The organism is Escherichia sp. XD33 (assembly GCF_019375075.1).
Classification (GTDB): Bacteria; Pseudomonadota; Gammaproteobacteria; order Enterobacterales; family Enterobacteriaceae; genus Enterobacter; species Enterobacter flexneri_A.
Window position 1 is genome coordinate 1 of sequence record NZ_JAENDM010000004.1, and the last position, 14,540, is coordinate 14,540.

A 14,540-nucleotide genomic window follows, 5' to 3' on the forward strand; every position below is an offset into this window, starting at 1 on the left:
AAATCAGCCACGAAGAGACGATTTTGGGCTGAAAATTGGAAAATTGAGCCACAGGACGTCGATAAAGGACGGTTTGGGGCGTCATATCGGGAGCTGCGGACCACTTAATCGCAACTTCCATAGACATCGTTTTCATCACGGCGATAATTATCTTTATTGTTTGCCCAAACGTGATCGTTAAATGTCCGGTAATCACGCGACGAATAACGCCAGGCCGCCAGACCAAAACGCGTCGACGTTTGGCTCACAAATTTGTTGTAGGCAATTTGATAACTTTGCCCGTCAAACACATCGCCGTTGTCTTGTTTACTATGCGACTTAGTGGCATCGACGGAAATGGCACCAATGCGTGTATTCCAGCCAGCCCCCAAAGTAAACGCGTAATAATTATTCGCGACCATCGAGCCACCATACAGCGTCAATAAATTATTAAAACCATACTGATAACCCGCCTGGACAAAATCACTTTGTTTGCTCGCCCCTTCAATATGGCTACGACCCGCCGCTAAATCATATTTCGACACGCCGGGTTGCAGCATATTTGGCACCGCTGCATAAGGCACCAGATAGGTGGTTACCGAGCCGTCCGCCTCTTTCACGCTGACATCAAGATCTGCTCCACCACCGGCCAACTGCAAATCTGTAATCGCGAACGGGCCAGGAGGAACCTCTTTCTGATAAACCACAAAACCATTCTGTTCAATAGTTACCAGCGCGTTACTCTGAGCAATCCCCTGCACCCGTGGCGTAAAATTTTGTTTCGAGTTAGGCAACATCTGCATATCACGAAACAACCGCACACCTCTGAAGCGAACAGAATCAAAAATATCGCTTGATGTGTACATATCACCCACGCGAAGCGTGCCGAGAAGTTGGGCAAATCCACGTTCCAGATACAGGGTATTGCTTTTCCACACCCCTGGATTGTTATTTGTTTTACTGAAACTGGCATCAGAATGCAGTTGCCACCCCAGTAAATTTAACCCGCTGTTAAAACGTACATATGTACTCTTGTTATTACCCAACGCTTTATAGTCGCTGTAATACTGACTCAGATAATAAGAGGTATAAAACGCATTAATACCCCGCTCCCAGTTTTCCGGTGGAACATAGCCACTTTCCAGTTCTTCCACCCAGGCCTGCGGGACACTGAAATCGAGACGAAAACCCCCGATATCCCAGGTATAGCTCCCACCCTGAACAAGTTGCTCAAATGTTAAACATTGCTTACCGCTGGCGAAGTTATCGCTATTAATGCCTAACCGCTTGATAACTTCTCTTGATAAACATGTTTCTTGCGGGTTGTCTTTAACAATAATCTCATATTTCCCGCGCCATTGCTTATTGACATAAATATCGATGTCATACTGCCCCGGTAAGGGTTGATTATCATCAAGACGAATATTTGCAACCTGCTGGTCTTTCATTCCACCTATCATAAAATGGGTATCAAAGGTTTCTTCAGCTGCATAAGCTTCAATGCCGAGCAATAACGCTACGATTGCTGATGCAAGTGGGGTCATTCTCAACATAGGCAGCTCCTGCAATTAAATTTTGTCACTAATATAGTTGCCATGGTCATCGATAATGGTCAGATGCCAGTTATTTGCATTATTACTTTTGACATTAACACTCTGACTTTCTAAGGGGGCAATCATAATAGTTTCATAATTGACTTTGACATTATTAGCTTTGACATCCGAAATCGTCACCCAATTAGCTGAGTCATTTTTTATCACCAAACCATTGCCACTGCGATTTACCAGCAATTTTTTAAATGTCGCTTTATTTACCGGAGCAATACCCGCTGGCCGGTAAAACAACTTAATTCTGTTTTGCATCGCAAACTTCAGTGCATTCTTACCTTCTTGCTCTGGACTATTTGGTGGAATATCCAGAACATTCAGATAAAAAATGCTTTCTTTATTAGTGGGCAGTTTATTCGGCATAATTTTGATTTTTACTTGCTGCCCGGAATTTGCCCCTATTTTTGCCACTGGTGGCGTTAACATGAAAGGAACCTGAATTTTTTCTGGTGGTAATGACGTATCGCCATCATCAATCCACGCCTGCAGCAGCGAAGAACGGTTTCCCTGGTTCATCAACTGCACCATCACTTCTTTATTTTCTGCCGGGTAAATAATGCGCGTCCCGTAGATAACAATTCCGGCATGTGCAGGAAGGACCATAGAAAAAATGAGTAAAGATAATAATCCTTTCATTTTAATGCCTCTTAAATTAAAAGGCCGCCATGGGATAGCGGCCATGTTTATTACCTGGAGAAACTTACAATTTTATTTATTAATCCTGCGCCACACGCATAACCAGAGAAGATAACACATCACCTGATTGCACTGAGTTATCTGTCAGTTTCAGGTATTTTGCTTTAAACGGAATAGCATATTGACCTTCCGCTGTTTTATAACTCTCAATGTTAAAAGGTGCAGAAACATCCAGGACATCGCTGTTATCACCTAAATAGAGATAGTAACCCACGGTATCGTTGCTACTGGCTATCGCCTTATCGTTACCGGTTATTTTATCGTTGGTAATCAACGAGAGTTTTACACCAGCAACTTCTTTCGGGCAGCTAATTTTTAACATGCTGCTGGTTACACCGACTGCATCATCATAGGTAGAATATTTAGCTTTACCTTCAAAGACACTGGTTGGTACAGTCGGATATTAATACTTACTGAATCACCACCCGCTTCGAATTTACACGGAGATTCTGCAATATTCCCCTTAATAGTTAATGTTCCGGTATCAACGTCTGCAGCAAATACTCCAGCGCTCATAAAAAAAGAAGAAAAGACAGCGGCAGCAATAATTGAACGTTTCATAATATGTTCCTTAATAAAATTTATTTTTGGTTGTTAAGAGTCTGTATCTCTTGGAAACAAATTTCTCACATCAAAAAAGTTGCCGCAATGTAAACACATTGCTTTATTGATTTAAAACAAATTAACCATTGCAATATAAATACAACAAATATTTAAGAGTATTAACTATTTATCGCATCTATCAATTAATGTAGATTTATGTAAATGGTATTGTTGATATCAATAAAAAAGCCGAAATCATTTATATAAATGATTTCGGCTTTCTAAATGCAATTAAAATCAGGTTGCCAAATTAATCGTAGCGATTTAACACGATTCGACGTTTGCTATCGCTACCTGCAACAACCACTTCTGTCGTTACACCTTTGACGGGCGAAGAAAACAGATGACGGGTGTCAACATTATACGTTAACTGACCACAATGCTGTTGAGGTTGACCATTAACCATAGCCATACTGCATGTTGGGGGACTGATCCTGCCATTAATCGCTAATGTGGCAGTCTCTGAAGAGAATGCGGGAGAAGCCAATCCATAGGCAAGAAAAATAATTCCTGACAGCCAATACTTATTCATTGAACGTTATCCCTGTAGTAAAGGTTATGCCTGGATAGAATGAGTGCATAACAAACTATAGCTGTACATCCACTACACAGCCACGAAGGATGATAATGAAGCATTGCCTGTATGATCAATCGACTTTGTAGAGTTTCGGACGAAGGTCCGCAGAATATTCGCAGTATTAAATAAGTGTTCATTAATGCGGCAAAAACTAATACACCGCATCAATGTAACATCTCTGCGGTGTATGAAGAATAACCAGAATGGTTAATAGGCGTTAGACCGCGCGGAAGGAAATCTCGCCTGGAATGACTTCACCCTGCCAGTAGAGCTGAGCTGCAACGCGGTCAGCCAGCTGGCGGTAGATAGCGGTAAATTCGCTCTCCGGACGGCTGATAACCGTTGGCGTACCTTTATCGAGATCCTCACGTAAGGAGATGTGTAACGGCATCTGCCCCAGCAGCTGTGTATGGTATTTTTCAGCCAGTTTCTCTGCACCACCGGTACCGAAAATCGGTTCATGGTGACCACAGTTACTGCAAATATGCACACTCATGTTCTCGACAATACCGAGCACCGGAACCTCGACTTTCTCGAACATCACAATGCCTTTTTTCGCATCGATCAGCGCGATGTCCTGCGGGGTGGTGACCACGACTGCACCGGTTACTGGAATGTTTTGCGCCAGCGTCAATTGAATGTCACCGGTGCCTGGCGGCATATCAAGCACCAGATAGTCGAGATCCGGCCACAAGGTTTCCTGCAACATCTGCATTAACGCCTTGCTCGCCATCGGTCCACGCCACACCATCGCATTGTCGTCAGTGACCAGATAACCAATTGAATTGGTTGCCAGGCCATGAGACATAATCGGTGCCATATGGGTACCGTCCGGCGAAGTTGGACGCTGATTTTCTGCGCCCAACATTGTTGGGATTGATGGGCCGTAGATATCGGCGTCCAGAATGCCGACTTTCGCCCCTTCTGCCGCCAGCGCCAGTGCCAGGTTTACCGCCGTGGACGATTTACCCACGCCGCCTTTACCGGAACTCACCGCGATAATGTTCTTCACACCGTTAATTCCCGGCTGATTCTTCACGCGTTTCAGAGTGGCTATGTTATGCGACAGTTTCCAGTCGATAGCTTTCGCCCCGGTGATGCGCAGCAGTTCGGCGCTACATTGCTCTTTTAACTCTTCGAACGCGCTATGCCAGACAAACGGCATAACCAGTTCCACATGCAACGTGTCGTCCATCCAGGCGACATGGTGCAACGCTTTCAGCGTGGTGAGGTTATGCTTCAGGGTTGGGTGCTGAAAATTGGCCAGTGTCCCGGCGACCATTGCGCGCAAGGCTTCTGGTGATTTGGCCTGGGATTGTTCGTTCATCCCGACTCCTTTTTTGTATAGATAAACCATCAGCTGATAGTTTACCTGAAGAATATAGAGAAGTACTTACTTAACATTTTCCCATTTGGTACTATCTAACCCCTTTTCACTATTAAGAAGTAATGCCTACTATGACTCAAGTCGCGAAGAAAATTCTGGTGACGTGCGCACTGCCGTACGCTAACGGCTCAATCCACCTCGGCCATATGCTGGAGCACATCCAGGCTGATGTCTGGGTCCGTTACCAGCGAATGCGCGGCCACGAGGTCAACTTCATCTGCGCCGACGATGCCCACGGTACACCGATCATGCTGAAAGCTCAGCAGCTTGGTATCACCCCGGAGCAGATGATTGGCGAAATGAGTCAGGAGCATCAGACTGATTTCGCAGGCTTTAACATCAGCTATGACAACTATCACTCGACGCACAGCGAAGAGAACCGCCAGTTGTCAGAACTTATCTACTCTCGCCTGAAAGAGAATGGTTTTATTAAAAACCGCACCATCTCTCAGCTGTACGATCCGGAAAAAGGCATGTTCCTGCCGGACCGTTTTGTGAAAGGCACCTGCCCGAAATGTAAATCCCCGGATCAATACGGCGATAACTGCGAAGTCTGCGGCGCGACCTACAGCCCGACTGAATTGATCGAGCCGAAATCGGTGGTTTCTGGCGCTACGCCGGTAATGCGTGATTCTGAACACTTCTTCTTTGATCTGCCCTCTTTCAGCGAAATGTTGCAGGCATGGACCCGCAGCGGTGCGTTGCAGGAGCAGGTGGCAAATAAAATGCAGGAGTGGTTTGAATCCGGCCTGCAACAGTGGGATATCTCCCGCGACGCGCCATACTTTGGTTTTGAAATTCCGAACGCGCCGGGCAAATATTTCTACGTCTGGCTGGACGCACCGATTGGCTACATGGGTTCTTTCAAGAATCTGTGCGACAAGCGCGGCGACAGCGTAAGCTTCGATGAATACTGGAAGAAAGACTCCACCGCCGAGCTGTACCACTTCATCGGTAAAGATATCGTTTACTTCCACAGCCTGTTCTGGCCTGCCATGCTGGAAGGCAGCAACTTCCGCAAGCCGACCAACCTGTTTGTTCATGGCTATGTGACGGTGAACGGCGCGAAGATGTCCAAGTCTCGCGGCACCTTTATTAAAGCCAGCACCTGGCTGAATCATTTTGACGCTGACAGCCTGCGTTACTACTACACTGCGAAACTCTCTTCGCGCATTGATGATATCGATCTCAACCTGGAGGATTTCGTTCAGCGCGTGAATGCCGATATCGTTAACAAAGTGGTTAACCTGGCCTCCCGTAACGCGGGCTTTATCAACAAACGTTTTGACGGCGTGCTGGCAAACGAACTGGCTGACCCGCAGTTGTACAAAACCTTCACTGATGCCGCTGAAGTGATTGGTGAAGCGTGGGAAAGCCGTGAATTTGGTAAAGCTGTGCGCGAAATCATGGCGCTGGCTGATCTGGCTAACCGCTATGTCGATGAACAGGCTCCGTGGGTAGTCGCAAAACAGGAAGGTCGCGATGCTGACCTGCAGGCGATTTGCTCAATGGGCATCAACCTGTTCCGCGTGCTGATGACTTACCTGAAGCCGGTACTGCCGAAACTGACCGAGCGTGCAGAAGCCTTCCTCAATACGGAACTGACCTGGGATGGTATCCAGCAACCGCTGCTGGGCCACAAAGTGAATCCGTTCAAGGCGCTGTATAACCGCATCGATATGAAACAGGTTGAAGCTCTGGTGGAAGCCTCTAAAGAAGAAGTGAAAGCAGCTGCCGCGCCAGTTACTGGCCCACTGGCAGATGATCCGATTCAGGAAACCATCACCTTTGACGACTTCGCCAAAGTTGACCTGCGCGTAGCGCTGATCGAAAACGCAGAGTTTGTTGAAGGTTCTGACAAACTGCTGCGCCTGACACTGGATCTCGGCGGTGAAAAACGCAATGTCTTCTCCGGTATTCGTTCTGCCTACCCGGATCCGCAGGCACTGATTGGTCGTCACACCATTATGGTGGCTAACCTGGCACCACGTAAAATGCGCTTTGGAATCTCCGAAGGCATGGTGATGGCTGCCGGTCCAGGCGGGAAAGATATCTTCCTGCTAAGCCCGGATGCTGGTGCTAAACCGGGTCATCAGGTGAAATAATCCCCCTTCAAGGCGCTGCATCGACAGCGCCTTTTCTTTATAAATTCCTAAAGTTGTTTTCTTGCGATTTTGTCTCTCTCTAACCCGCATAAATACTGGTAGCATCTGCATTCAACTGGATAAAATTACAGGGATGCAGAATGAGACACTTTATCTATCAGGACGAAAAATCACATAAATTCTGGGCGGTGGAGCAACAGGGAAACGAGTTGCATATCAGTTGGGGAAAAGTTGGCACCAAAGGGCAAAGTCAGATAAAAAGTTTTTCAGATGCTGCGGCAGCGGAAAAAGCGGAACTTAAGCTGATTGCGGAGAAGGTGAAGAAGGGGTATGTGGAGCAAGCGAAGGATAATTCTTTGCAACCTTCCCAAACGGTAACGGGCTCTCTCAAGGTAGCGGACTTATCCACCATTATTCAGGAACAACCCTCTTTCGTAGCAGAAACCCGTGCGCCTGACAAAAATACAGATGCTGTTTTACCGTGGCTGGCGAAAGATATTGCTGTCGTTTTTCCGCCCGAAGTTGTACACACCACGTTAAGTCATCGCCGCTTTCCCGGAGTTCCTGTTCAGCAAGCAGACAAATTGACCCAATTACGTCGCTTAGCCTGTAGTGTGTCGCAACGGGATAATAAAACAGCCACATTTGACTTCAGCGCCTGTTCTTTAGAATGGCAAAACACCGTCGCCCAGGCGATCAGTCAGATCGACGGCCTGAAAACAACACAGTTACCATCACCAGTAATGGCTGTACTCACGGCACTTGAAATGAAATGCACAAGATATAAAGTGCGTGAGGATATTATGGATCAGATCGTCCAGGAAGGCGGTCTGGAATATGCTACTGATGTAATAATACACCTTCAACAGATTGATATTGAATGGGATTATGCGAATAATGTCATTATTATTCTGCCGTCTGGCATTGCACCTAGCTACTTGGAGCAATATTCCAGATTTGAATTACGCCTACGTAAACATTTATCACTGACGGAAGAGTCTCTCTGGCAAAAATGTGCACAAAAACTTATTGCCGCAATTCCACATATTCCAGAATGGCGGCAACCATTAATTGCTTTGTTATTACCCGAAAAACCAGAAATTGCACATGAAATTGCCCAGCGTCTACTGGGGCAAAAAAAATTACCCTCGCTTGAGTGGTTAAAAATAGTGGCGACTGATGAGCACATTCTTGCCTCATTAGAAAAATATCACGAACCATATGCCATTTTTGATGATTACTATTGTGGTGCGATATGGTCAGCCACCGTATTACAGGAGCAAGGTGTTGCAGCCCTGCCCCGATTTGCTCCCTATGCCGCAAGTGACTACTGCGCCGATGTGTTGCGTCATATCAATCATCCGTTCGCATTGACACTGCTTATACGTGTAGCCGGGCAAACTAAACGCTGTCACGATCGGATGACGAAAGCCATTGCTGCGTTCCCACATGCAGCAATGGCGGCACTGACGGAACTTCTTGGGCAAAAAGAAGAGAACAGTTGGCGCATTATGCTAATGACAATGCTTATCTCACAACCAGCACTGGCAGAACAGGTCATTCCCTGGCTCTCGACACCCGCAGTTGCCGTACTGAAATCATGCCAGCAACAACTGACACAGCCCTCAAACCATGCCAGCGCCGATCTACTGCCAGCCGTAGTAGTCTCCCCTCCCTGGCTTTCGAAAAAGAAAAAATCGCCGATTCCGGTGCTGGATTTAGCGCCATTAGGCATTGAGCCAATCTGTTATCTGACAGAAGAAATCAGTAATCAACTTTTGGCGAAATATATCTGGTATTCAAAACACATCACGGTTAGCCATGAAGAAAGTACTACCAACCTGTTGGCAAGGATGGGTTTTCAACGACGGATCGCTGGTACATATATTAAAGCTCCCGAAGCGGTAGTTGAGGCATGGCTAAATGAAGATTATTCAACCTTACTAAGTGAATTTAAGGTGTTTCATTCACCTACCGGGCATTATTGGCAGTTGGGGATTTTGACAACATTGCCGCTGGAGAAAGCAGTAAAAGCATGGAATGCCCTTACCCTATCTCCACATACCGATACCGAATACTCCATGTTACATTTTGGACTCAAAGGGTTACCTGGGTTAGTAAACTCACTTGCACGCTATCCACAAGAAGCCTTGCCCATCACGAATTACTTCGCAGCGAGTGAGCTGGCTCCTGCCGTCGCCCGTGCCTTCAACAAACTGAAAACGCTACGCGAAAACGCCCGTAGCTGGCTGTTGAAATACCCGGAACATGCCCTTACCGGCCTGCTGCCTGCGGCGCTCGGCAAAGCCGGTGAAGCACAGGATAACGCCCGCGCTGCCTTGCGTATGCTTACCGAAAACGGTCATCAGCCATTACTGCAAGAAATCGCCCGACGTTATAACCAGCCGGAAGTAACCGATGCGGTGAACGCTCTGCTTGCGCTCGATCCCTTAGATAATCACCCGACAAAAATCCCCACTCTTCCGGCCTTTTATCAGCCATCGCTCTGGACGCGCCCGGTATTAAAAGCAAATGCCCAATCACTGCCAGATAGCGCCCTCCTCCACCTCGGTGAAATGCTCCGCTTCCCTCAGGAAGAGGCTCTGTATCCGGGATTATTGCAGGTGAAAGACGTCTGTTCCGCCGACTCACTGGCGGGATTTGCCTGGGATCTGTTTACCGCCTGGCAGACCGCTGGCGCGCCGTCGAAAGAGAGTTGGGCGTTCACTGCGTTAGGCGTTCTCGGTAACGATGACACCGCCCGCAAACTGACGCCATTAATACGCGCCTGGCCTGGTGAATCCCAGCATAAACGCGCCACCGTTGGGTTGGATATTCTCGCTGCTATCGGTAGTGATATCGCCCTTATGCAGCTTAACGGCATCGCCCAGAAACTGAAATTCAAAGCATTACAGGAGCGGGCAAAAGAAAAAATTGCCGACATTGCCGAGAGCCGCGAACTCACGGTGGCGGAGCTTGAAGATCGGTTAGCACCGGATCTCGGTCTGGATGATAACGGTTCGCTGCTGCTGGATTTTGGCCCACGGCAGTTCACCGTCAGCTTTGATGAAACCTTAAAGCCGTTTGTGCGTGATGTTTCCGGCAGCCGCCTGAAAGACCTGCCCAAACCGAACAAAAGCGATGATGAAACGCGGGCGAACGATGCGGTTAACCGCTACAAATTGCTGAAAAAAGATGCGCGTACCATCGCCGCCCAGCAGGTAGCAAGGCTGGAATCCGCCATGTGCCTGCGCCGCCGCTGGTCGCTGGAAAACTTCCAGCTCTTCCTGGTTGAGCATCCGCTGGTTCGTCACTTAACCCGCCGTCTGATTTGGGGCGTTTATAGCGCCGAAAACCAGCTACTGGCTTGCTTTCGCGTAGCAGAAGATAACAGCTCCAGCACCGCTGACGATGATCTTTTCACCCTGCCGGAAGGCGATATCTCTATCGGCACTCCTCACGTTCTGGAAATATCACCAACGGATGCTGCCGCCTTTGGTCAGCTTTTTGCCGCCTACGAACTGCTACCACCGTTCCGCCAGCTCGACCGTAACAGCTACGCCCTGACAGAAGCCGAGCGCAATGCCAGTGAACTGACCCGCTGGGCAGGCAGAAAATGCCCGAGTGGTCGGGTCATGGGGCTGGCGAATAAAGGCTGGATAAAGGGCGAACCACAGGATGGAGGCTGGATCGGATGGATGATCAAACCTTTGGGTCGCTGGTCGTTAATCATGGAAATCGATGAAGGCTTTGCGGTAGGCATGTCGCCAGCCGAACTCAGCGCTGAGCAGCTCTTAAGCAAGCTGTGGCTATGGGAAGGCAAAGCAGAAAGATATGGCTGGGGGAGTAATTCAACACAGGAAGCGCAGTTCTCCGTAATCGATGCCATCACCGCCAGCGAGCTAATTAACGATATTGAAGCCCTGTTTGAATAAGGAAAGAGCATGGACAAGGAATTACCGTGGCTGGCGGATAACGCCCAACTGGAACTGAAATATAAAAAAGGCAAAACGCCGCTCAGTCATCGTCGCTGGCCGGGCGAACCAGTGTCCGTTATCACTGGAAGTCTCATCCAGACATTGGGTGATGAATTGCTACAAAAAGCTGAGAAGAAAAAAAACATTGTCTGGCGTTATGAGAATTTTTCACTGGAGTGGCAGTCCGCCATCACGCAGGCCATCAACTTGATCGGCGAACACAAACCCTCAATCCCGGCCCGGACAATGGCGGCGCTAGCCTGTATCGCGCAAAATGACAGCCAACAGTTGCTCGACGAAATCGTCCAACAAGAGGGGCTGGAATATGCGACTGAGGTGGTGATTGCACGCCAGTTTATTGCGCGGTGTTATGAGAGTGATCCTCTGGTAGTGACATTGCAGTATCAGGACGAGGATTATGGCTATGGTTATCGCTCAGAAACCTATAACGAATTCGATCTCCGACTGCGTAAGCATCTCTCTCTGGCAGAGGAAAGCTGCTGGCAGCGTTGCGCCGACAAACTCATTGCCGCACTACCAGGAATAACCAAAGTTCGCCGCCCTTTTATTGCGCTGATCCTCCCGGAAAAACCAGAAATAGCCAATGAGTTGGTAGGCCTTGAATGCCCGCGAACTCATTTTCATTCTAAGGAGTGGTTAAAAGTTGTTGCTAATGACCCCACAGCGGTGAGAAAACTCGAACACTACTGGAGCCAGGATATATTTAGCGATCGAGAAGCCAGCTACATGTCGCATGAAAACCACTTCGGCTACGCGGCCTGCGCCGCCCTTTTGCGCGAACAAGGACTGGCAGCCATTCCGCGCCTCGCGATGTATGCCCATAAAGAAGATTGCGGCAGTCTGCTGGTACAAATTAACCATCCGCAAGTCATCCGCACCTTGCTACTGGTGGCTGATAAAAACAAACCCAGCCTGCAACGTGTAGCTAAATACCATAAAAACTTCCCCCATGCGACGCTCGCCGCACTGGCAGAACTGCTGGCGTTAACAGAACCACCAGCCCGCCCTGGTTATCCAATCATCGAAGACAAAAAGCTGCCTGCACAGCAAAAAGCACGCGATGAATACTGGCGTACGCTGTTACAAACGCTGATGGCATCGCAGCCACAACTGGCAGCAGAAGTGATGCCGTGGTTAAGTACTCAACCCCAGTCAGTGCTGAAGAGTTATTTATCGGCACCGCCCAAACCGGTTATTGATGGCACCGATAACAGCAATCTGCCAGAAATCCTCGTTTCACCACCGTGGCGTAGTAAGAAAAAAATGACAGCTCCACGTCTTGATTTGGCACCGCTCGAATTAACTCCGCAAGTTTACTGGCAACCAGGCGAACAAGAGAGGCTTGCCGCCACTGAGCCTGCCCGTTATTTCAGCACGGAATCTCTTGCGCAACGCATGGAACAAAAAAGTGGACGAGTTGTATTACAGGAACTGGGTTTTGGGGATGATGTATGGCTGTTTCTGAATTATATACTCCCCGGAAAACTGGATGCTGCACGCAATTCACTCTTTGTTCAGTGGCATTACTACCAGGGGCGGGTTGAAGAGATCCTGAATGGCTGGAACTCCCCGGAAGCACAATTAGCAGAACAGGCGCTCCGCAGCGGTCACATAGAAGCGTTAATTAACATATGGGAAAATGACAACTACTCACATTATCGTCCGGAAAAGAGTGTCTGGAACCTGTATTTATTGGCACAGTTGCCGCGTGAGATGGCTTTGACCTTCTGGCTGCGTGTCAATGAGAAAAAGCATCTGTTCGCGGGTGAGGACTATTTTCTCAGTATCCTCGGATTGGATGCGCTACCAGGTCTGCTGTTGGCTTTTTCACATCGTCCAAAAGAAACATTTCCGTTAATTTTAAATTTTGGCGCAACAGAACTGGCGCTGCCTGTTGCCCACGTCTGGCGACGTTTCGCGGCGCAGCGTGATCTGGTCGCCAGTGGATTTTACAATGGCCGGAACATACGGCTAGTGCACTTATCCCTCTTGTCTTTACCAAACCCAGCGATAATAGCGAAGCCGCATTACTTGCCCTGCGTTTACTGTACGAACAGGGACATGGCGAATTGCTACAAACCGTGGCAAACCGCTGGCAGCGTACAGATGTATGGTCTGCCCTGGAGCAGTTGCTTAAACAGGGTCCAATGGACATTTACCCGGCACGCATTCCAAAAGCCCCTGATTTCTGGCATCCGGCAATGTGGTCCAGGCCTCGACTTATCACTAATAATCAGCCTGTTACCGGTGACGCTCTGGAAATTATCGGCGAAATGCTGCGCTTTACCCAGGGGGGACGTTTTTATAGCGGGCTGGAACAACTGAAAACGTTCTGCCAGCCACAAACGCTGGCAGCTTTTGCCTGGGATCTCTTCACTGCGTGGCAACAAGCTGGTGCCCCCGCAAAAGACAACTGGGCATTTCTGGCGTTAAGTCTCTTTGGTGACGAAAGCACGGCACGGGATCTGACGACACAGATCCTCGCCTGGCCACAAGAAGGCAAATCTGCCCGTGCTGTCAGCGGCCTGAACATCCTTACCCTGATGAATAATGATATGGCGCTGATACAGCTGCATCATATATCGCAACGGGCTAAATCCCGCCCCTTACGTGATAACGCGGCGGAATTTCTTCAGGTGGTCGCAGAAAATCGCGGGCTAAGCCAGGAAGAGCTAGCGGACAGATTAGTCCCAACCCTGGGCCTTGATGATCCGCAGGCGTTGAGTTTTGATTTTGGTCCCCGGCAGTTTACCGTTCGCTTCGATGAAAACCTCAACCCGGTTATCTTTGATCAGCAAAACGTTCGCCAGAAAAGCGTTCCCCGTTTGCGCGCCGATGACGATCAACTGAAAGCGCACGAGGCACTGGCCCGACTAAAAGGGCTAAAAAAAGATGCTACTCAGGTGAGCAAAAACCTGCTCCCGCGTCTTGAAGCTGCCCTACGTACCACCCGACGCTGGTCGCTGGCAGATTTTCATTCTCTGTTTGTTAATCATCCCTTTACCCGTCTGGTTACCCAGCGATTAATATGGGGGGGTTATCCGGCAAATGAACCGCGTCGTTTACTCAACGCCTTTCGTGTGGCCGCAGAGGGGGAGTTCTGCAATGCGCAAGATGAGCCAATTGACCTGCCTGCGGACGCTCTGATTGGCATTGCCCACCCGTTAGAAATGGCAGTAGAAATGCGCAGTGAATTTGCACAGCTTTTTGCCGATTACGAAATTATGCCGCCTTTTCGCCAGTTGTCGCGCCGCACGGTGCTGCTCACACCTGACGAGTCAACCAGTAACAGCCTGACTCGCTGGGAAGGTAAATCCGCTACCGTTGGGCAACTTATGGGAATGCGATACAAAGGCTGGGAGTCAGGCTATGAGGACACATTTGTCTATGACCTGGGCGAGTACCGGCTGGTCCTTAAGTTTTCACCCGGTTTTAACCACTACAATGTTGATAGCAAAGCGTTAATGAGCTGCCGTTCTCTTCGAGTGTACCGTGACAATAAATCCGTCACTTTTGCCGAACTTGATGTGTTTGATTTGAGTGAGGCGTTAAGCGCACCTGACGTCATTTTCCATTAAAACACAGCGG

5 protein-coding genes and 3 pseudogenes are annotated in these 14,540 nt (G+C 48.6%); 3 read left to right on the plus strand and 5 right to left on the minus strand.

The features are described from left to right. Positions 1-107 precede the first annotated feature (107 nt). The 5 genes and pseudogenes from K0778_RS03915 to apbC form a co-directional block, all read right to left on the minus strand. Positions 108-1,532 (minus strand): annotated as a pseudogene (locus tag K0778_RS03915) (fimbrial biogenesis outer membrane usher protein); the annotation flags it as partial. A 15-nt stretch (positions 1,533-1,547) separates the two neighbouring features. Further along, positions 1,548-2,222, minus strand: coding sequence for a fimbria/pilus periplasmic chaperone (locus K0778_RS03920; protein WP_000677393.1), 675 nt, complete (start codon positions 2,220-2,222; stop codon positions 1,548-1,550). Positions 2,223-2,301: 79 nt separating this feature from the next. Then, a pseudogene (locus K0778_RS03925) lies at positions 2,302-2,843 on the minus strand (fimbrial protein). Between the two features lie 292 nt (positions 2,844-3,135). Further along, on the minus strand, positions 3,136-3,417 hold the full coding sequence (locus K0778_RS03930; RefSeq protein WP_001324851.1) for a YehE family protein: 282 nt from the start codon (positions 3,415-3,417) through the stop codon (positions 3,136-3,138). Between the two features lie 262 nt (positions 3,418-3,679). Next, positions 3,680-4,789, minus strand: a complete 1,110-nt coding sequence (apbC, locus tag K0778_RS03935) for an iron-sulfur cluster carrier protein ApbC (RefSeq protein WP_001005448.1) — start codon at positions 4,787-4,789, stop codon at positions 3,680-3,682. A gap of 131 nt (positions 4,790-4,920) precedes the next feature. On the opposite strand from apbC, the gene metG reads away from it, so the two are divergent. The 3 genes and pseudogenes from metG to yehI all read left to right on the plus strand — a co-directional run bounded on the left by metG (position 4,921) and on the right by yehI (position 14,530). Continuing rightward, positions 4,921-6,954, plus strand: coding sequence for a methionine--tRNA ligase (gene metG, locus K0778_RS03940; RefSeq protein ID WP_001300883.1), 2,034 nt, complete (start codon positions 4,921-4,923; stop codon positions 6,952-6,954). 140 nt (positions 6,955-7,094) lie between these two features. Continuing rightward, on the plus strand, positions 7,095-10,889 hold the full coding sequence (locus K0778_RS03945) for a DUF4132 domain-containing protein (protein WP_071940764.1): 3,795 nt from the start codon (positions 7,095-7,097) through the stop codon (positions 10,887-10,889). Positions 10,890-10,898: 9 nt separating this feature from the next. After that, positions 10,899-14,530, plus strand: a pseudogene (gene yehI / locus K0778_RS03950) (DUF4132 domain-containing protein YehI). The last annotated feature ends 10 nt before the right edge of the window (positions 14,531-14,540 follow it).

What these genes read in the sequence shown, in the direction of transcription:
- K0778_RS03920 (WP_000677393.1), bottom strand. Translation starts at nt 2,222, where the DNA reads ATGAAAGGATTATTATCTTTACTCATTTTTTCTATGGTCCTTCCTGCA.
- K0778_RS03930 (WP_001324851.1), bottom strand. Translation starts at nt 3,417, where the DNA reads ATGAATAAGTATTGGCTGTCAGGAATTATTTTTCTTGCCTATGGATTG.
- apbC (WP_001005448.1), bottom strand. Translation starts at nt 4,789, where the DNA reads ATGAACGAACAATCCCAGGCCAAATCACCAGAAGCCTTGCGCGCAATG.
- metG (WP_001300883.1), top strand. Translation starts at nt 4,921, where the DNA reads ATGACTCAAGTCGCGAAGAAAATTCTGGTGACGTGCGCACTGCCGTAC.
- K0778_RS03945 (WP_071940764.1), top strand. Translation starts at nt 7,095, where the DNA reads ATGAGACACTTTATCTATCAGGACGAAAAATCACATAAATTCTGGGCG.